The 19,533-nt window shown below is 35.6% G+C and carries 17 protein-coding genes and 1 pseudogene; all 18 read left to right on the forward strand.

Annotated features, from left to right (window positions below):
- The first annotated feature begins 138 nt into the window (after positions 1-138).
- Entirely contained in the window at positions 139-2,970 is a 2,832-nt protein-coding gene (locus K412_RS0118370; protein ID WP_051461074.1) for a glycoside hydrolase family 9 protein, read from the forward strand.
- A 328-nt stretch (positions 2,971-3,298) separates the two neighbouring features.
- On the forward strand, positions 3,299-4,357 hold the full coding sequence (locus tag K412_RS0118375) for a sulfate ABC transporter substrate-binding protein (RefSeq protein WP_024834444.1): 1,059 nt from the start codon (positions 3,299-3,301) through the stop codon (positions 4,355-4,357).
- Positions 4,358-4,378: 21 nt separating this feature from the next.
- Complete coding sequence (cysT, locus tag K412_RS0118380) at positions 4,379-5,224, forward strand: sulfate ABC transporter permease subunit CysT (protein WP_024834445.1); 846 nt, start codon at positions 4,379-4,381, stop codon at positions 5,222-5,224.
- 29 nt (positions 5,225-5,253) lie between these two features.
- Complete coding sequence (gene cysW, locus K412_RS0118385; protein ID WP_024834446.1) at positions 5,254-6,135, forward strand: sulfate ABC transporter permease subunit CysW; 882 nt, start codon at positions 5,254-5,256, stop codon at positions 6,133-6,135.
- Between the two features lie 35 nt (positions 6,136-6,170).
- Positions 6,171-7,244 (forward strand): sulfate/molybdate ABC transporter ATP-binding protein, encoded by a 1,074-nt coding sequence (locus tag K412_RS0118390; protein ID WP_024834447.1) that lies wholly within the window; start codon positions 6,171-6,173, stop codon positions 7,242-7,244.
- A gap of 54 nt (positions 7,245-7,298) precedes the next feature.
- The gene (locus K412_RS0118395) at positions 7,299-8,495 is read left to right on the forward strand and encodes an ROK family protein (protein ID WP_024834448.1); all 1,197 of its coding nucleotides are present in this window, start codon (positions 7,299-7,301) and stop codon (positions 8,493-8,495) included.
- Between the two features lie 28 nt (positions 8,496-8,523).
- Entirely contained in the window at positions 8,524-9,246 is a 723-nt protein-coding gene (locus K412_RS0118400; protein ID WP_024834449.1) for a phosphoadenylyl-sulfate reductase, read from the forward strand.
- 38 nt (positions 9,247-9,284) lie between these two features.
- Positions 9,285-10,166, forward strand: coding sequence for a sulfate adenylyltransferase subunit CysD (gene cysD, locus K412_RS0118405; protein WP_024834450.1), 882 nt, complete (start codon positions 9,285-9,287; stop codon positions 10,164-10,166).
- Position 10,167: 1 nt separating this feature from the next.
- Positions 10,168-11,934: a sulfate adenylyltransferase subunit 1 gene (locus K412_RS0118410; RefSeq protein WP_024834451.1), complete on the forward strand. Its 1,767-nt coding sequence runs from the start codon at positions 10,168-10,170 to the stop codon at positions 11,932-11,934.
- Between the two features lie 80 nt (positions 11,935-12,014).
- Positions 12,015-12,878 carry a 4Fe-4S binding protein gene (locus K412_RS0118415; RefSeq protein WP_024834452.1) on the forward strand — a complete coding sequence of 288 codons (864 nt, stop codon included), beginning with the start codon at positions 12,015-12,017 and terminating at the stop codon, positions 12,876-12,878.
- A complete protein-coding gene (locus K412_RS0118420; RefSeq protein WP_198527709.1) occupies positions 12,879-13,784 on the forward strand; it encodes an NAD(P)/FAD-dependent oxidoreductase in 906 nt (301 codons plus the stop codon). It begins immediately after the preceding gene.
- Positions 13,785-13,927: 143 nt separating this feature from the next.
- Positions 13,928-14,224: pseudogene (locus K412_RS22060) on the forward strand (TerC family protein); the annotation flags it as partial.
- A 188-nt stretch (positions 14,225-14,412) separates the two neighbouring features.
- Positions 14,413-15,264 (forward strand): hypothetical protein, encoded by an 852-nt coding sequence (locus tag K412_RS0118430; protein ID WP_024834454.1) that lies wholly within the window; start codon positions 14,413-14,415, stop codon positions 15,262-15,264.
- A gap of 333 nt (positions 15,265-15,597) precedes the next feature.
- Positions 15,598-16,326: a glycosyltransferase family 2 protein gene (locus tag K412_RS0118435; protein ID WP_157833853.1), complete on the forward strand. Its 729-nt coding sequence runs from the start codon at positions 15,598-15,600 to the stop codon at positions 16,324-16,326.
- Positions 16,327-16,396: 70 nt separating this feature from the next.
- A complete protein-coding gene (locus K412_RS0118440) occupies positions 16,397-16,696 on the forward strand; it encodes a hypothetical protein (protein ID WP_024834456.1) in 300 nt (99 codons plus the stop codon).
- A 145-nt stretch (positions 16,697-16,841) separates the two neighbouring features.
- Positions 16,842-17,783, forward strand: a complete 942-nt coding sequence (locus tag K412_RS0118445; protein ID WP_034848335.1) for a UDP-glucuronic acid decarboxylase family protein — start codon at positions 16,842-16,844, stop codon at positions 17,781-17,783.
- A gap of 14 nt (positions 17,784-17,797) precedes the next feature.
- On the forward strand, positions 17,798-19,117 hold the full coding sequence (locus K412_RS0118450; RefSeq protein WP_024834458.1) for a UDP-glucose dehydrogenase family protein: 1,320 nt from the start codon (positions 17,798-17,800) through the stop codon (positions 19,115-19,117).
- Between the two features lie 70 nt (positions 19,118-19,187).
- Positions 19,188-19,532, forward strand: a complete 345-nt coding sequence (locus K412_RS0118455) for a hypothetical protein (protein ID WP_024834459.1) — start codon at positions 19,188-19,190, stop codon at positions 19,530-19,532.
- Position 19,533: the final 1 nt, after the last annotated feature.

The following is a 19,533-nucleotide window of genomic DNA, read 5'->3' on the forward strand; positions in this document are numbered from 1 at the left end:
TATGTAAACTAGAGAGTACGGTCTTTTGTGGAAATCATTTTTTTAAGTTCTCTTATAAAAATTCCCAAGAGGGAGGTATTAAGCTTGAATAGATTTATAAAGAATAGAAAAGTTTTAAATCTAAAAAGTATTGTAGCAATGCTTTTAAGTGTTAGTATAATTGCTGGACAATTTCTATTATCAGCAAATATATTAGCAGCAGAAAATACTGGTTCAAATACAGATGCTACATCAACATCAAAATTTACTCCTAAAGAAGGATGGGAGGATTATAATTACTTTAACTTTGCAGAAGCATTGCAAAAATCAATTTATTTTTATGATGCTAATAAATGCGGACCGGGTATTACAGGAGGAAGGCTGGAATGGAGAGGTGATTGCCATGTGGGAGACTGCAATATTCCCCTTGAAAACACTTCACTTTCTCCTGAATTCATAGAAAAGTATAGAAATATACTTGACCCCGATGGAGATGGAACAGTAGATGTTCACGGCGGATTTCATGATGCCGGAGACCATGTTAGGTTTGGACTTCCCCAGAGCTATACTGCCGGTACTCTCGGATGGAGTTTCTACGAATTTAGGGATGCCTTCAAGAAGTCAGGGCAAGAAGAACATATGATTGATATTTTAAAGACCTTTACTGATACATTTTTACGTTGTTCTTTTCTTGATGAAAATGGAGATTTAATTGCTTTTTGTTATATGGTTGGTGAAGGAGATTTAGATCACTCATATTGGGGACCACCTGAATTATATCCCGATAGTATACCAAGACCAGCAGATTTTGCTACGGTAGAATCTCCAGGTAGTGATGTTTGTGGTAGTACAGCTGCAGCACTTGCTACATCTTATTTGAATTTTAAGGATGATGAACCTGAATATGCAGAGAAGTGTTTGACTGTTGCAAAGGCTATGTACAAGTTTGCAAAGGAAAACAGAGGAATGTCAAAAGGTGATGGTTACTATACATCAGCATATGACGATGATGAAATGGCTTGGGCAGCAGTATGGCTGTACGCTTGTACTGGCAATATGGACTATATAGACGATATTATGTCTGTGTCAGAAGACGGCAGATACTATACTGGATATTTGCAAAAAATCATACCTGATACATTCAACACAAATATGTGGTTCAACACATGGTGTCACTGTTGGGATGCTGTATGGGGCGGAGTGTTTATAGTTTTAAATACATTATTCCCGGAAAATGAGTTATATGACTATATTGCTCGTTGGAATATAGAATATTTGTCAGGTGGTATGGCAAAGCATAAGGAGCCAAACGACAATGGCTATACTTCAACTTCTCCAGCAGGATATACAATGATAAATGGATGGGGTTCTGCCCGTTATAACACAGCAGTTCAATTATGTGCACTTGTTTATATGCAGCATCACCCTGAAAGAACAGATATGGGTGCATGGGCAAAGAACCAGATGGAATATCTAATGGGAAGAAATCCAATGGGGTATTCATATATAGTAGGTTATGGTTATGAGCAAGGTTTGCCTTTTGCAAAGCATCCACATCACAGAGCTGCTCATGGCTCTAAAACATTAAGTATGAATGATCCGCCGGAACACAGGCATATCTTGTGGGGAGCGCTGGTTGGTGGACCAGACAAAGATGACTACCATCAGGATGTAACAACCGATTTCGTTTATAATGAGGTTGCTGTTGACTATAATGCTGCATTTGTAGGTGCTTGTGCAGGGCTGTATAAGTTCTACGGTGAGGGGCAGGAGGTTATACCTAATTTCCCTCCAAAAGAACCTGAAACTGATGATTATTATTGTGAGGCGCGTGTAGAAAGAGAGATAAAAGAAAGCACGCAGGTAGTTATTAAATTGCACAATGAGTCAAGCCGTCCTCCCCATTATGAAACAGGAATGAAGGTAAGATATTTCTTTAACATTAGTGAACTGCTTGATTGCGGACAGACCATTAATGATGTTGAAATGAGCATAGCATATGATGAACAGATTTCACTACAACAGGAGCCTATTACATATAAAGGCCCAATAAAGTGGGATGATGCCGGAACATATTATTATGAATTTGATTGGAGCGGCAGAGAAATATATGGGGACAGAGAGTTGGCATTTACGTTAACAGCAAAGCAGGATTCAAATTATATGACTCACTGGGACCCAACTAATGACTTTAGCAGGAAGGGCCTTACAAGTGATTACGTACTAACTAAAAATATTCCTGTATACATGAATGGCGTTCTAACATTTGGAGAGGAGGCTCCAAAACTTACTCCGAAAGATCCTGATGACAATCCTGATACTACACCGCCTTCAATAAAGGTTCAGTATAAGTTTGGTGCAGCTCATAACCTATCAAATACATTAAGGGCTACAGTTAATATAGTGAACGATGGAACTGTTCCTGTAAATTTATCAGACGTAAAATTGCGCTATTGGTTTACAAATGATGGTAGTGTGCAGAACACATTTACATGTGAATATGCACCATGTGGTACAGAAAATGTAATAGGTAATTGCTACAGTCTGGATAATGCTGTGGAGGGTGCGGATACATATTGTGAAATTTCATTTAAAGATGCTGTTGGCAAACTTGCACCAGGGGCAAGCACAGGAGATATACCATTTAGGATAGAAGGCTCATCTGATTATGACCATAGAAATGATTATTCATGTAATCCTGAAATGGAAAGCAATTATGGAGACAATAGCAAAATTACAGCTTATATAAAAGGAGAGCTCAAGTATGGAGTTGAACCTGTTACAGTTATTGATATTAAGCTAGGAGATATAGATGGTAGTGGAACTGTAGATGCTATTGATTTTGCTTTAATGAAAAAATATCTCCTTGGTTCTTTACAATTGGATTCAGAGAGCAGTATCAGGGCAGATGTAAACAAAGATAATTCTGTTAATGCAATCGACCTTGCACTACTCAAAAAGTATCTGCTAGGTACAATATCTGACTTTTAGAATATTTAATGAAAGCTCCTTTCTGATTTGAAGATTGGATAAGAGCGTGACAAGGGTTTAAGAACAGAGAAATGCTTAATTTATTACATTTATGCGTTTCTCTGTTTATTTTTTATGTAAAAATAAATATTGAAAGAATTATAAAAAAGTAATTGACATACTTTTAACCACATGTTACCATTTTCATAACTTATAAAACATATAGGATTACTTGGGTATGTTGTATCTTTTTTTGAGGCTAATCATTTAACCAATAACCAAAAATTTTTAGCTTAAATACATACTAAGTATATATGTAAGCTATTATTCAATGAAGGAGTGATATGTTTTGAAGAATAAAATTCTTAAATTTAGTGTGATTACCATGTGTATACTATTTTTATTTTCAGCATTAGCCGGGTGTGGCAATGCCCAAAATTCAAATAATGCATCTGGTTCATCACAAAACAACTCTATAACACTGTTAAATGTTTCATATGATCCTACAAGGGAGCTATATCAAGAATATAATGAAGCATTTATAAAATACTGGAAGGATAAAACAGGACAAACTGTGACAGTTCAGCAATCACATGGTGGTTCAGGAAGTCAGGCAAGAACAGTAATTGATGGAAACGAGGCAGACGTAGTTACTTTGGCATTAGCCTATGATATCGATTCAATTAATAAAAATAAAGAGTTAATTAACAAGGAGTGGCAAAAACGTTTACCTGATAATTCAACACCATATACATCAACCATAGTATTTCTTGTGAGAAAAGGCAATCCAAAGAATATAAAAGATTGGGATGACCTTGTTAAACCAGGGATACAGGTAATAACTCCAAATCCCAAAACCTCTGGTGGTGCTCGCTGGAACTATCTTGCGGCGTGGGGGTATGCTCTGAAAAAAAATAACAATGATAGTGAGAAGGCTAAGGATTTTGTCAGACAACTTTTTGAAAATGTACCGGTTCTGGACTCAGGAGCCAGAGGTGCAACAACTACCTTTGTTGAACGCGGTTTAGGCGATGTATTAATAGCGTGGGAAAATGAAGCCTTTCTTTCGATAAATGAGCTTGGAAAGGATAAATTTGAGATTGTAATACCGTCGGTGAGTATTTTGGCTGAACCTCCGGTTTCTGTAGTTGATTCCGTTGTTGATAAAAAAGGTACAAGAAAGATTGCAGAAGCATATCTTCAATACCTCTATAGTGATGAAGGTCAGGAAATAGCAGCAAAAAACTACTACAGACCAAGAAATCAGAATATTGAAAAGAAATATGCAACACAGTTCCCAAAAATCAATCTATTTACTATAGACGAAGTTTTTGGAGGCTGGAACAAAGCTCAACAGGAGCATTTCAGCGATGGAGGAGTCTTTGACCAAATTTACATAAAAAAATAATGAAGAATTGGAGGTGAAATTATGAATCTTATAATAAAGCCGTCAAAAATCAAGCAGCCAAGTGTTATACCCGGCTTTGGAATTACCATGGGAATTTCACTTCTGTATTTAGCACTTTTGGTGCTGATTCCAATATCAATGGTATTTGTCAATAGCTCAAGTTTGGGCCTAAAAAACTTTATGGATATTGCATTAAGCAGTAGGGTGATAGCATCGCTGAAAATTTCTTTTGGTACATCGTTTCTTGCAGCTACAATAAATGCAATATTTGGACTTCTTTTGGCTTGGGTTCTGCAGCGATATACCTTCCCATTCAAGAAGATTGTAGATGGCTTGATTGACTTACCATTTGCATTACCAACAGCAGTTGCCGGCATCTCCCTTACAACTCTTTATGCACCAAATGGATGGATAGGAAGGCTTCTGGAGCCAATGGGCATAAAAGTATCCTATACGACTATTGGAATAACTGTGGCATTAATATTTATTAGTTTTCCATTTGTAGTCAGAACAGTTCAGCCGGTTCTGCAGAGTATAGACAGAGAAGTGGAGGAGGCAGCAGCCTGTCTTGGAGCAAGCAGATTTCAAACCTTTTGCAAAATTATAATCCCGGAACTTTTTCCTTCTATCATTACAGGGTTTGCACTATCCTTTGCAAGAGCCTTGGGTGAATATGGCTCTGTAGTGTTTATATCAGGAAACATGCCTATGAAAACAGAAATAACACCGCTTCTCATAAGATCAAAACTTGAACAATATGATTATGCTGGTGGAACAGCAGTTGCAGCAATTATGCTCATAATTTCTTTTTTAATGCTGTTAACCATAAATTTCTTTCAGTGGTGGGCAGTTAACAGGCATAAATAATTTTTCAATACTTTATAAAGGAGGACAAAATGGCAGGAAGCTTACCATTGAACAATAAGGTTCTTAATACATATCAGAAAAGTACCCCAAAGAATTCCGGGGCAGTGCGAATAATACTTACTGTACTGGCGTTACTCTTTTTTATACTAATGCTCTTAGTTCCGCTTATATCAGTATTTGTTAAAGCTTTCCAACAGGGAGCTAAGGTTTATATGGCAGCTATTAGTGATTCTATGGCACTTGAAGCTATTAAACTAACATTACTTACAATAATTATAGTGGTTCCTATAAACACCGTATTTGGGCTTGTAGCTGCATGGGCTGTATCCAAGTTCAGATTCAAGGGGAAAAACCTTATTATAACTATTATAGATTTGCCTTTTGCTATTTCTCCCGTAGTAGCAGGATTGATATTTGTTTTGCTTTTTAGTACAAGCCATGGAATACTGGCTCCGGTATTAAATGAATTTGGTCTCAAAGTAATTTTTGCCCCTCCAGGGATAATTCTTGCTACATTATTTGTAACTCTACCTTTTGTAGCCAGAGAACTTATTCCACTTATGGAAGCACAGGGAACTTCTGAAGAAGAAGCAGCTCTGACATTGGGAGCAAGCGGCTTTAAAACATTTCTGCTTATTACTCTTCCGAATGTAAAGTGGGCATTGACCTATGGTATTATGCTTACGGCAGCAAGGGCAGCAGGAGAATTTGGCGCAGTATCAGTTGTGTCAGGACATATCAGAGGATTAACAAATACTGTTCCTCTGCACGTTGAAATATTGTACAACGAATACAAGTTTTCAGCTGCATTTGCAGTAGCCTCACTTTTGACAGTAATTGCAATTATTAACCTGATAATCAAAAATATCGCAGATTGGAAAATCAAACAGCAGGAAAAATATCAAAAATAGCAAGGAAAATATAAAAGTAAATCGGAGTGTAAGTTATGAGTATAGAATTATCAAATATTTCAAAGACATTTGAATCATTCAAGGCTCTCACTAATATTGATTTGAAAATAAATACCGGAGAGCTTGTGGCTTTACTAGGACCTTCAGGATCAGGTAAAACAACGCTTCTAAGGATTATCGCCGGACTTGAAACAGCAGACCAGGGGAGCATTCTGTTTGACGGAGAAGATAATACAGGTAAAAGTACACGAGATAGGAAAGTAGGTTTTGTTTTTCAGCATTATGCATTATTCAAGCATATGACAGTATTCGAAAACATTGCCTTTGGACTTAAGGTAAGGCCATCTAAAATAAGGCCAGGAAAAGAGGATATAGAAAAAAAGGTAAATGAGCTATTGTCTCTGGTAAAAATGGAAGAACTTGCAAAACGTTATCCTAGCCAACTATCAGGAGGACAGCGACAAAGGATAGCACTTGCAAGGGCGCTGGCTGTTGAACCTAGAGTGCTTTTACTGGATGAACCCTTTGGTGCCTTGGATGCAAAAGTGAGGAAAGACCTTAGAAGATGGCTTAGAAAGCTTCATGATGAATATCCAATTACAAGTGTATTTGTTACACATGACCAAGAGGAAGCACTTGACGTAGCAGACAGGATAGTAATTCTTAATCAAGGGAAAATAGAACAGATAGGTACTCCTGAGGAAGTATATGATAATCCGGCAAATCCCTTTGTTTATAACTTTTTGGGAAATGTAAATCTGTTTCACGGGAGAGTACATAACGGAAAAATAGAGCTTGGAAGCTTGACATTGGATTCTCCGGAACATTCCGAAGCCGTTGACAGGAATATCATTAGTTATATTCGCCCTCACGATATTGAAATAAGTCTAGAGCAAAATGGAAATGAATTCGTTGCAGCTGAGATTATATTTATTAGAGCAGTAGGGCCTATTGTTAACCTTGAAATGAAAAGATTAGACACCGGAGAATATGTAGAAGCTGAAATCAGCAAAGATTTATATAAAAAGCTTTTACTAAAGGAAAGGCAAACAGTTTATGTTAAGCCAAAGGATTTTAAAGTATTTATACCGGAAGATTATATGATATGAAAAATTTTTTTGTATACTTTTGCCTAAAATGGCAAAAAGTCAGGAAGTGATTTGATGATTGACAATAATATTTTCAGCGGGTTAAGCTCGGAATCAAAAAAGATATTCAGTTTAATACTACATATCAGGGCATCAACTAAGGGCACTCTGTCAGAGATATCGGACATAAAGCTCACAAGTTTGAACAGAATGATGCAGCCACTTGAAGAAATGGAACTCCTAGTAAAAGCAGAAACCGGAGAATCAACAGGAGGGCGAAAACCTGTTTTATATGATGTGAATCCTTCAGGTTACTACATAATCGGAATAGATATATCCAGAACATATACACAAATTGTTCTAACAAATCTTAAAATGAAGCCAATAAAAAAATTCAGGTTTGATATGAACAAGGAATCCACTCCAAAACTTGTACTTAGCAAAATACTAAGCTGGATAAAGGATGTAAATAGTAAGCTGAAAAAAGAAAACGGTACTATTATAGGTGTTGGGATAGGTACTGTAGGTCCTATTGATAAAAAAAGAGGGCTGATACTAAATCCTGAGAACTTTTTAGCTCCCGGTTGGGAGAATATACCCCTAAAATCAATATTTGAAAAAAGACTAGGAGTCCCGGTTGAAGTGGACAATGGAGCAAATGCTGCTGTACTTGCTGAAACAAATTTCGGAATTGCAAAAGGGATTAAAAATGTAATTTACATTAATTGTGGTATTGGGATAAGAATGGGGATTATTGCCTCAGGTCTCTTTGTAAGAAATATTAACGATGCAGAAGATGCATTTGCACATATGGTTGTTGATGCTAACGGTATGAAATGTTCCTGCGGAAATAAAGGCTGTATAGAAGCCTATTCATCTATATATTCTTTGGTTGAAAGATTTAAAAATCTAAATAAGAAAACCGACTCGGAAATTATACAAGATGAAATAACTTATGTTGAAATCTGTAAGGCTGCAGAAAGGATGGAAACTCCAGCTGTTGACGTTATAACGTATGCAGCGAAGTTTATGGGTGAAGGGCTAGCCAATCTTATAAAGCTGCTCAATCCCGGTATTGTGATTTTAAGCGGTCCACTTATCATAAATTCTCAACTTTTTTATGATTTATGTACAGATATAGCTTATAAAAAAAGTCATTTACAAAAAGACGGAAGAGTTATTTTCAACAGAGGAGGGCAATTTAATGAAATTGCCATTGCTATTGGTGCTAGTGCCATGGTATTGGAAAAGTTTTTAGGTAATGAGCTATAAGAGATAATTCTTGAAAGGAGAAATTAAAATGATACAACTTGATTTAAAAGCACTAAACTCAGAAAACAAAAGTGCGGAAGAAGTTATAAGTTACATTCTGAAAATAATGGGGCCTTCTAATATAGCACTGGCTTCCAGCTTGTCAATAGAGGATCAGGTGCTTACACACATGATTTTAAATATTAACCCTAAAGCTAGGATATTCTTCATAGACACGGGAAGACATTTTCAAAAGACCTATGACCTTATGGAAGAAACAATGCGCTCTTATAAGTTTAACTATGAGGTATATGCTCCTGAAAGTGGAGATATTGAAGAAGCTGTATCACAGCTAGGACCGAATTTTTTCTATGACAGTGTTGATTCAAGAAAAAAATGCTGTGAAATCAGAAAGGTCAAACCTCTAAAAAGAGTACTTGCTACTGTAGACGGATGGATATGTGGTTTGAGAAGAGAACAATCACCTACCCGACAAAACATGGAAATTTTTGAATGGGATGAGGGCAATTCCATTTACAAAATTAATCCTATTGTATTTTGGTCAGAAGAAGATGTGTGGAAATATATTAAAGCCCATAACATTCCTTACAGCAATCTGTATAGGAACGGATTTCGCAGTATCGGATGTCAGCCATGTACCAGAGCCGTACAGCCCGGTGAAGATGTGCGAAGCGGAAGATGGTGGTGGGAGGATCCTGATAAAAAAGAATGTGGTCTCCATTTGGGAACAACACAGTCAATAAAGTATTAAAGCAGTATATAAAAATATTCATTAAATGGAGGTTTGCTATGAATCACTTAGATAAATTGGAGGCACAGAGTGTTTACATATTAAGAGAAGCGTACAGAGAATTTAAAAATATATGCATGCTCTGGTCTATAGGAAAAGATAGTACAGTTCTTTTATGGTTGGCAAGAAAGGCTTTTTTCGGTCATGTACCAATACCTCTTGTTCATATTGATACACATTATAAGATTCCTGAGATGATAAAATACAGAGACGAACTGGCGCTAAAGTGGAAACTAACCATGGTTTACGGTGAAAACAGTGAAGCATTGGCACATAAAAACACCTTCCCAGACGGAAAGACAGACCGCATAACCTGCTGCCAGCAACTTAAATCAGAAGCATTAAAAAATACACTATCAGGTGAGTGGAACAGGTATATTATGGACCATGCAACTGGTAAATACGTTTTAGATAAAAATAGAGAAAAGTACACCGGAGTTATTGTAGGTGTGAGGGCGGATGAAGAAGGCAGTCGGTCAAAAGAAAGGTACTTTTCACCAAGAGACAAAGAAAACGACTGGGATGTGGGAGATCAGCCGCCGGAATTCTGGAATCAGTTCAAAACTGATTTTGCTCCGGGGACACATATCAGAATTCATCCTCTTCTGGATTGGACGGAATTAAATATTTGGGAGTACATAGAGAGGGAGAATATCCCTATTACATCACTATATTTTGATCAGGGCAACGGAAAACGATACAGGTCCCTTGGCTGCTACCCTTGCACATCTCCTGTAGAATCCACAGCACGAAATGTAAGTGAGATAATTGATGAATTAAAGAGCGGCAAATTTGCAAATATAGCAGAAAGATCAGGTCGTGAACAGGATAAGGATGACGGCGGCGGACTTGAAACACTTCGTAGGGGAGGTTATATGTAATATGGACAATAGAGAGCAAATGAACATAGTAATTGTAGGCCATGTGGACCATGGAAAAAGTACGGTAATAGGAAGGCTGCTGGCAGACACCGGTTCACTGCCCGAAGGTAAGCTGGAATCGGTTAAGGAATATTGCAGAAAAAATTCCAGACCCTTTGAATATGCATTTCTCTTAGATGCACTAAAAGACGAACAGGCACAGGGGATTACCATTGACACTGCTAGATGCTTTTTTAAGACAAATAAAAGAGACTATATTATAATCGATGCACCGGGCCATATAGAATTTCTAAAAAATATGGTAACGGGTGCATCCAGAGCAGAAGCAGCGCTTTTAGTAATAGATGCCAATGAGGGAATTAAGGAGAACTCTAAGCGTCACGGACACATTGTTTCAATGCTTGGAATAAAGCAGGTTGTGGTTTTAGTTAATAAAATGGATTTGGTAGACTTTAATAAAGATGTTTATAAATCTATAACCGAAGAATTTACAGAATTCCTGAGTAAAATCAATATAAAACCCATAAACTTCATTCCTATAAGTGCATTTAACGGAGACAATATTGCAGATAAATCCTGTCTCACATCATGGTATGACGGTCCTACAGTACTGGCGCAGTTAGATTCATTTGAAAACAGGAAGGAAGATATTCAACTACCCTTCCGTATGCCAGTACAGGATATCTACAAGTTTACCGAGGAAAATGACCACAGAAGAATTGTTGCAGGTACTATTCTCAGCGGAACCATAAAGGCAGGTGATGAGGTGGTTTTCTTGCCTTCAAAAAAGAAGAGTGTTGTAAACAGTATTGAAGGCTTTAATGTAGTCCCTACGGACAAAGCAGCTGCCGGACAGGCAATAGGTTTAACACTTAAAACACAAATATACATAAAAGCAGGAGAACTAATGGTCAGAGCTGATGAAGTTCAGCCGGTTTTGAGCTCACGCTTCAGAGTAAATATTTTTTGGGTAGGTAAATTTCCACTAATTAAAAATAAAAATTACAAACTTAAGATAGGAACTTTAAGGATTACAGTAAAGCTAGCAGAAATTCTGAATATAATCGACGCAGCAGAACTGAATATAAATACCGTCAAGAACCAGGTAGAAAGACATGATGTGGCAGAGTGCATACTTGAAACAGTAAAGCCTATTGCCTTTGACCCTATTTCCCAAATGGAAACAACCGGCAGATTCGTAATTGTGGATAATTATGAAATATCAGGGGGAGGAATTATTCTTGAGGGTGTTTCAGAAAAAGGTGATACATTACATAGTCAAATAAGTGAAAAAGAATTTTTATGGGAGCAGGGGCTGGTTTCGCCAAATATGAGAGAAGACTTGTATGGTCACAAAGGAATATTCGTTGTTTTAACCTCTGGTAATGAAGAATACGTACAGTCTATACACCAGAATGGAAAAGAACTTGAGTACAAATTATTCAAATCAAATCATATAACCTGCTATTTAGGTATACCAAGCGCTGAAACTCCATTAGCTTCCGGTGATAGGGACAGTCAGATACTGCAGATTGGTGAACTTGCCGAAATATTTACCAATGCCGGGCAAATATTTATTACTTCTGTATTCAATTTGGATGATTATGAAGCGGAAAAACTAAAGCTGCTGATTCGGAATCATGAAGTAAGAATTATTAATATTGGAGAATCGCCATTTAACAACTTTATACCTGATGCACATATCAAGGATTCTGACAATGAGAGGATTGTTGATTCGCTATATGATTTACTTAAAAGCAAAAAGTAATTATTGACTATTAGGAGTAAAGTAAGATATATTTACCTGAAAAGGTGACATTTTTTTAATTAAAATGGAGTTGAGTAGATATGGGACAGGTAAATTACAAGGAATTGAAAAATGGAGGATTCATTCAGCAGGTTCAAAAAGATAACTTTTCTATGAGATTAGGCATTGCCGGTGGCCACATTAAGGCAGACCAGTTGCTTAAAGTTTATGAAATCGCAAAGAAATACGGGCAAGGTTATATACATATGACTTCAAGACAAAGTATTGAAATTCCATATATTAAGCTTGAAGATATTGAAACAGTCAAGAGAGAACTTGCTGAGGCAGAATTGTACCCTGCTGCCAGCGGACCAAGAGTAAGAACAATTACAGCTTGTCAGGGAAACAGTGTTTGTAAGAATGGGCTTATAGATTCAGCCGACCTTGCAAAGGAGTTTAGCGAGAGGTATTACGGAAAGGAATTACCTCATAAATTCAAGCTTGGAATCACAGCCTGCACAAATAACTGTCTTAAAGCAGAAGAAAATGATCTTGGGGTAAAGGGAGCTATTAAACCAGTATGGAGTAAAAATAATTGTACCTATTGCGGTCTGTGTGAAGCTGTTTGTCGACATAAGGCCATAACTATTGATAAAGAGGTTAAAGGTTTTTCATATGATGAATCTTTATGCAAATATTGCGGGAAATGTGTAAAAGGGTGTCCTAAAGGAGCATATGAAGGTGAAAGTGGTTTTATCGTTTACTTTGGAGGCCTGTTCGGAAATAGAATAGCAATAGGAAAACAGCTTCTCCCAATTGTATTCCCAAAAGATAAGTTGTTTGACATTATTGATGTCACTCTTGGATTTTTTGAAAAGAATGCTAAAAAGGGTGAGCGTTTCAGATACACTCTTGATCGGGTTGGATGGGAATTATTTGAAAAGGAACTGGAAGGAGTTTTGTAAATGATATATGATGTAATTATTGTTGGGAAAGGACCGGCAGGCCTGTCCGCTGCCATTTATACAGTCAGAGCAAACTTAAAAACACTTGTGATAGGTAAGAATGATAGCGGACTATATAAAGCCTCCAAAATAGAAAATTATTTTGGATTTTCAGAGGCTGTTAGCGGCAGAGATTTATTAAAAGCAGGTGAACTTCAAGCTCAAAGACTGGGAGCAGAAATTACGGATGAAGAAGTAATGGAAATTAAAAAGACAGACAATTTTGAGATTATTACACGTGAAAAGAGCTATTTTGCAAAAACAGTTTTATTGGCAAGCGGCCAGCCCCAGAAAAAACTATCAATAGATGGGCTCAAGGAAATGGAAGGAATAGGGGTGAGCTACTGCACAACCTGTGACGGCTTTTTTTACAGGGGCTTGAAGGTTGGAGTTCTCGGCAATAAGGATTTTGCAATACATGAAGCTAGAGAGTTAAAAGCTTTTACCAATGATATCACCATATATACAAATGGAAAAGAACTGGAATGCAAGGACGATTATGATAAATTACATAAGGATTTTAGAATAGAGAAAAAGCCAATTCAAAAGCTTCACGGAAAAGAATGTCTTGAGGAAATACATTTTACCGATGGCTCTTTTGAAAAGTTGGATGGATTGTTTATAGCAAATGATATTGCTTCTAGTATTAATTTTGCAAAAAAGCTTGGAGTATTGACAAAAGGTGCATCTATTATTGTGGATGAAAACCAGAAAACCAACATTGACGGTCTATACGCAGCAGGCGACTGCACCGGCGGCTTTAAGCAGGTAGCTACGGCAGTTGGTCAGGGCGCACTGGCTGCCGGAAAAATTACTGAATATGTTAGGAGAGAAGATTTAATTAACAAACAATTAACATTCTCTTAATAGATGTAAATATGGTTTGCATATTATTATAATTTCGTTAAAGGTGAGTAGTTAGTAAATAACTAAGTTAACATACATGATGCAACTGCATTTGGCTTTGTTTCCTATACGGTTAACGAGACTTTTAACATAATCCGAAACTGATTAAGTTTTTGGGTGGCTATGTAATAGAAAAAAGCTTGAGTATAGACAATCTTTTTCTATTTATTATGGTATTCAGTAGCTTTGGAATTAAACAAGAGTATCAAAGAAGAGTACTCAATTACGGTATAGTTGGAGCATTGATACTAAGGCTTATATTTGTTTTACTTGGGGTTACGATTGTTAATATGTTCCATTGGATTTTCTATGTATTTAGGGCTATTCTCATTATTAGCTGAATAAGAATGATTTTTAAGAATGAAGATAGCAATGATGCAAAGGATAGTAAAATAATAAAAACTAACTTCAAGTATTATATTATCAGTTTTATTCAGCGGAAGGAAAAAAGAAAAAATACAAGGATAAATTTTTTACTAAAAGCCAATCATCTTTAATTGATGGTTGGTTAAATTTTTATTACATTGTAAATTTTTATTATTTATTGTAATATTATCTATATATTTAGTGTTAGGGGGAGATGTATACTATGCAAAGTGTCGGTAAGTTATCTGTCAAACGAAATCGAATAATTCTTGTAAGTTTGATTTTATTGATTGTTCTTGCCATTTTAACCACAGTATTAATCATGACAAAAAATACTGGAAAAGCTTCAAACTACGTATTTGGAGAGCAAGCACTTAAAATAGACGGCAAAATTGTCGAAACCAGTGTTTTTCGTGACGAAAAAAATATTTTCTTTGAAAGAAACAAAACAAACTCTACAATGATGCAAAAAACCGATGAGGAAATCAATGATTTGATTCTTGAGGAAGTAATAAAAAAAGTACTGGCTGATAACTACTTCTACAATTATTCAGGTTACAAAGTGACTCAAAAAGAAATAGATGATTATTACAATAAATATGTAAAGCCAAGCTTAGAAGGCTCTGGTGGTGAGGGTGCCAGTATCAGTGAAGGCCTTGATTATAAGTCAGAAGCCGAATACAAAAAAGATGTTGAATTATATATTTTAAAGCTAAAGAGTGTTCCGGATATTGCAAAGGAGTATGGAGTAAGTCTTGATGAAAATGATTTTAACAAAAAATACGAAGAATATACTAAACAGTACAAAGACATGCCGGATAGAATCCACCCTAAAGATGAATATAAGAAAATGATGATTGTAAGGGAATTTTCCATATCGGATAAATTAGACACTTGGCTTGAGAAACTAAGAAGCAAAGCTAAAATCGAAATCATAGAACCTTCCTTGAAAGCCTATAGATTGTATAAAGACGGAGAGTATTCTAAAGCAGCAGATGAATATAAGAAGGCCTATAAAAAGTATAAGTTAAGCTATTATATAGATAAGGAAAAGGAATGCAGGAGTAAGGAATAAGGATTGAGGTATAAAAACAGCTATCCATGTATTAAAAAAATACATGGATAGCTGTTTTTATATATTAAATTTTTCTGTCTAGAATTCAATCCCCAATTCTTGATGCTCTTAATAAATAGATTATCATATATGAATTAAAATTAATACAAGAAATAATATCATAGTACAATTGCGTATAATACTGCATATAATAGTAATACGCGGTTTTATTAAATTTACTTTTAACTTAATTTCAATTTTATATATTATACACATAATATAATATTCGTCTTTAACTGTAATTCCAAACAAATTTGACATTTTTACTTGTATCGGGAAGGTAAGGTGTTCACTTTGGGAATTAGCATTGTTATTCCGTCTAAAGGAAGAGTTAATCTGCTTGGTGAGTTACTGGAAAGCGTATTTATTGCACGACAAAATTATTCCGGAAAAAGTGAAGTAATTGTTGTTGATGACAGTAATGAAAAAGACTCATTAGAAATAAGAAAATTATGTGAAAAATACGATTGTAAAATGATGTATTTCTCTCCTTCGGTTGCCGGAAAACGCAACTATGGAGGAAGACATGCCGAGCACGAGGTTATTTTATACTTGGATTCTGATTGTCTTGCAACACCCAATCTGATAAATGAACATTTAAAACTTTATGAAGATAAAAGTGTTGGTGCTGTTTTGGGCCTTCTGGAATTTACCGGTGAAGATACATGGTTTTGGAAGGCAGCAGGCAATTCCCAATTTGTTACTAGTTTTTATCTTGCCAAACATGCCAAAAATGTTTCTTGGGGACCTACTGCAAATTTCTCTGTTCGAAAAGACGTTTTTATTAAAACCCAGGGCTTTGATGAAGATTTTCCAAATAAGCCGGGGGGTGAAGATGTTGATTTTGGACTAAGGATAAACAAATTAGGCTACAAAATTGCATGTACATCACATGGTTTAGTTTACCACAGTAAAAAAACATGGATTCCTGTAAAGGATATGTTTAAGCGTGTATGGTATTATGGTTCATCCGATTATTACCTAATGAAAAAGCACCCGGACTTTAATGAATGTACTGCCTAGAAGAACACTAATTTATTTTCTTTATCTCATTATAATTATGATTTTTTCATTTTCTAAGTCGTGGTTATTCTTGATCTCGTTTCCTGCATTGCTTATTTTTGATATAGCTCTTACTTCGATTTTAATAAACAAATTCACTTACATAAAAAAGACCAACTTTCTGCAGCAGTTTGTAAATCAAACTCTTGTGCTGACAAATGAACTGGGGTTTATGATAAAAGCTCTTCGAAAAAATAGTATTCACTACTGGTTTAAACAGATTGTTACTTTCGATGGTCAGCTTGAAAGCCAAATAAACAGCGGAAGCTTATTATTATGGAGCCATCTAATAAGCTTGTGTATTTTACTTGCTTTTTCAATAGTTATTTAAATTTTTATGGACTCATCATATTAAGCTACATTCCTAATGATGAAATTTTCCGGATTAATTTTAACATATATAGTTTGTTAACAAGCAAATAATACTGTATTTCTGCTTTATATAAAAAGTCAAAGAAAGGAAAGTGAAAATATAAATGTCTATCAGTAAAACAGTGTTGGTTACAGGCGGTGCAGGGTTTATAGGCAGTAATCTTTGCAGACGGTTATTAAAAGAAAACTGCAAAGTTATTTGCCTGGATAACTTTTATACGGGAAGCAAAAGAAATGTAGAGGACTTGCTTCAAAATCAGGATTTTGAGCTTGTGGAACACGATGTTACAGTTCCGTTTAATATTAGTGCGGATGAAATATACCACCTTGCGGCACCTGCTTCGCCAATGCATTATCAAAAGGATCCCATCTATACAATAAAAACTATTGTTATTGGAACCTTGAATGCTTTGGAATGTGCAAGAATTAACAATTCAAAGATTCTAAACACTTCAACAAGTGAGATTTATGGGGAGCCGTTGGTGCACCCCCAAACTGAAACTTACAGAGGTAATGTTAACATAAATGGGATCAGAGCTTGTTATGATGAAGGCAAAAGATGTAGTGAGACTTTATGCTCAGACTATCGCAGACATCATAAAGTGGACACAAAAATTGTCAGGATATTCAATACCTACGGTCCATACATGAATAAAAATGATGGAAGAGTGGTATGTGAATTTATAAATTGTATACTAAAAAACCAGCCTATCGAATTATTTGGCGGGGGGGTTCAAACACGTTCCTTCTGCTATATTGATGATCTTGTTGAAGGGCTTATAAGGATGATGAATAGTGACAGCTCCGGACCCATAAATTTAGGAGGGACTGATGAAATAACCATTGCCGAATTAGCGAAAATTGTATCGCAAGTTATGAATAAAGAGCCGGTAATTGAATATAAAGATATGCCATCAGATGACCCCACAAGAAGAAAGCCCGATATATCAAAAGCTGCCAAGGAATTGGCATGGAAGCCATGTGTTGACATTAGGACAGGAATTTATAAGACAGCTAAGTATTTCGAATCTATTTATGCTGAATAGAGAGGTGAATATATATGAAAATAGCTGTTATAGGTATAGGCTATGTAGGATTGGTAACATCCGGATGTTTTGCGGAATCAGGGTTTAATGTTGTCAGCATGGATATTAATGAAGAAAAAATTAATATGCTTAAAGATGGACAAGTACCTTTTTATGAACCGGGCTTAAGTGAAATAGTTAAGCGAAATTATATTAATGGCAGACTTGAATTTACGACAGATTGTAAATATGCTGTGGAAAACTCAACGATAATTTTTATAGCAGTAGATACCCCGTCAAATAAAGAAGGTAATGCTGATATAAGTCAGGTTCTATCAGTCGCTAATTCCATAGGGGAGTACATTAACGACTATAAGATTATCGTCACAAAAAGTACGGTTCCTGTAGGTACAGGTAATAAAATCAAAGAAATACTTAGAGAAGTACTAAGTAAAAGAGGTGAAAACTATAATTTTGATGTAGTTTCAAATCCGGAATTTCTGAGAGAAGGAAGTAGTGTACATGATTTTATGAATCCGGAAAGAGTTATAGTAGGTGCAGATAATATTGATGAAAACGATAATATAAAAAAGATTTTCAAAGAACTATACAATAAAAATAATTGTTCGTTTGTTTTTACTAATATAGAAACATCAGAAATAATTAAATATGCTTGTAATTCATTCCTAGCTGTGAAGGTTGCTTTTATTAACGAAATTGCAAATCTAAGCGAGGCTATCGGAGTAAATGTTAAGGATGTTGCAAAAGGGATGGGGCTAGATAGCCGCATTGGAGGTAAATATTTAAATGCCGGCCCCGGATATGGCGGAAACTGTCTTCCTAAAGACACAAAAGCATTAGTACATATAGGTAATGAATATGGAGTAGACATGTCTATTATTAAAACTGTAATCAAATCCAACAATCTTCAAAAAAATCGTATTGCAAAAAAAATTGAAATGGTTTTAGACGGTGTATGTGGAAAAACTATAGCTTTGCTGGGGCTTTCCTTTAAAGCGGATACCGATGATTTGCGGGAGTCGGTTGCATTAGTCATTATTAATAAATTAATTAATAAAGGCGCATTTGTAAAAGTTTTTGATCCTGTTGCAATTAATTCAGCGAAAAAATGTCTTATAAAACAAGAAAATTTATATTTTGCAAATGATGAATATGATGCAATAGCTGATGCGGATGCAATAGTTATTGCAACAGAATGGAAACAGTTCAGCGAAATTGATTTTATAGCGGCAAAGAAGCAATTGAAAAGAAGTATAATTTTTGATCTTAAAAATTTGCTGGATAAAACTAAGTTATTGAATATTGGATACGAATACCACGGAATTGGTATTTAGAAATCATAATAGATTGAAATGCTATAGCAGTGAGTATATGCGGAATTAAAACATTAAGGGGGTAAAAAAAATGAGTAGTTCTTCGAAAATTAAAGAAAAGGATTTATATCCAGTATGGAATCCCGAGTTTGTGGTAACTGAAGATAAAAATACCAAGGGTAATATGTTGTGTGTCCCCATTCAGAATGAAAGATTGCTAAATTTCCAACATTTTAAGATTTTAAGTGCTTTTGATATGAAGTTTGACCTGGACAGAATTGATTCTTTTGGTATACATAAATATTGTAATGGCAGCTACACGGTAGAGAAAATTATTCAAATGGTGGTGTCTGAAAATTCTGACGCAACGGAAATGTCTGTAAGAGCAATAATTGATAAAATGGCACGAATCGGAATTATTAGCTTAATAGAGTAAG

The sequence above is a fragment of the Ruminiclostridium josui JCM 17888 genome, assembly GCF_000526495.1.
GTDB classification, from domain to species: domain Bacteria; phylum Bacillota; class Clostridia; order Acetivibrionales; family DSM-1351; genus Ruminiclostridium; species Ruminiclostridium josui.

Bases quoted from the DNA above. Each gene is read 5' to 3' on its own strand.
- K412_RS0118395 (WP_024834448.1), top strand. From the start codon at position 7,299: ATGATTGACAATAATATTTTCAGCGGGTTAAGCTCGGAATCAAAAAAG.
- K412_RS0118450 (WP_024834458.1), top strand. From the start codon at position 17,798: ATGAAAATAGCTGTTATAGGTATAGGCTATGTAGGATTGGTAACATCC.
- K412_RS0118370 (WP_051461074.1), top strand. From the start codon at position 139: ATGCTTTTAAGTGTTAGTATAATTGCTGGACAATTTCTATTATCAGCA.
- cysD (WP_024834450.1), top strand. From the start codon at position 9,285: ATGAATCACTTAGATAAATTGGAGGCACAGAGTGTTTACATATTAAGA.
- K412_RS0118410 (WP_024834451.1), top strand. From the start codon at position 10,168: ATGGACAATAGAGAGCAAATGAACATAGTAATTGTAGGCCATGTGGAC.
- K412_RS0118420 (WP_198527709.1), top strand. From the start codon at position 12,879: ATGATATATGATGTAATTATTGTTGGGAAAGGACCGGCAGGCCTGTCC.
- cysW (WP_024834446.1), top strand. From the start codon at position 5,254: ATGGCAGGAAGCTTACCATTGAACAATAAGGTTCTTAATACATATCAG.
- K412_RS0118400 (WP_024834449.1), top strand. From the start codon at position 8,524: ATGATACAACTTGATTTAAAAGCACTAAACTCAGAAAACAAAAGTGCG.
- cysT (WP_024834445.1), top strand. From the start codon at position 4,379: ATGAATCTTATAATAAAGCCGTCAAAAATCAAGCAGCCAAGTGTTATA.
- K412_RS0118430 (WP_024834454.1), top strand. From the start codon at position 14,413: ATGCAAAGTGTCGGTAAGTTATCTGTCAAACGAAATCGAATAATTCTT.
- K412_RS0118455 (WP_024834459.1), top strand. From the start codon at position 19,188: ATGAGTAGTTCTTCGAAAATTAAAGAAAAGGATTTATATCCAGTATGG.
- K412_RS0118390 (WP_024834447.1), top strand. From the start codon at position 6,171: ATGAGTATAGAATTATCAAATATTTCAAAGACATTTGAATCATTCAAG.
- K412_RS0118415 (WP_024834452.1), top strand. From the start codon at position 12,015: ATGGGACAGGTAAATTACAAGGAATTGAAAAATGGAGGATTCATTCAG.
- K412_RS0118445 (WP_034848335.1), top strand. From the start codon at position 16,842: ATGTCTATCAGTAAAACAGTGTTGGTTACAGGCGGTGCAGGGTTTATA.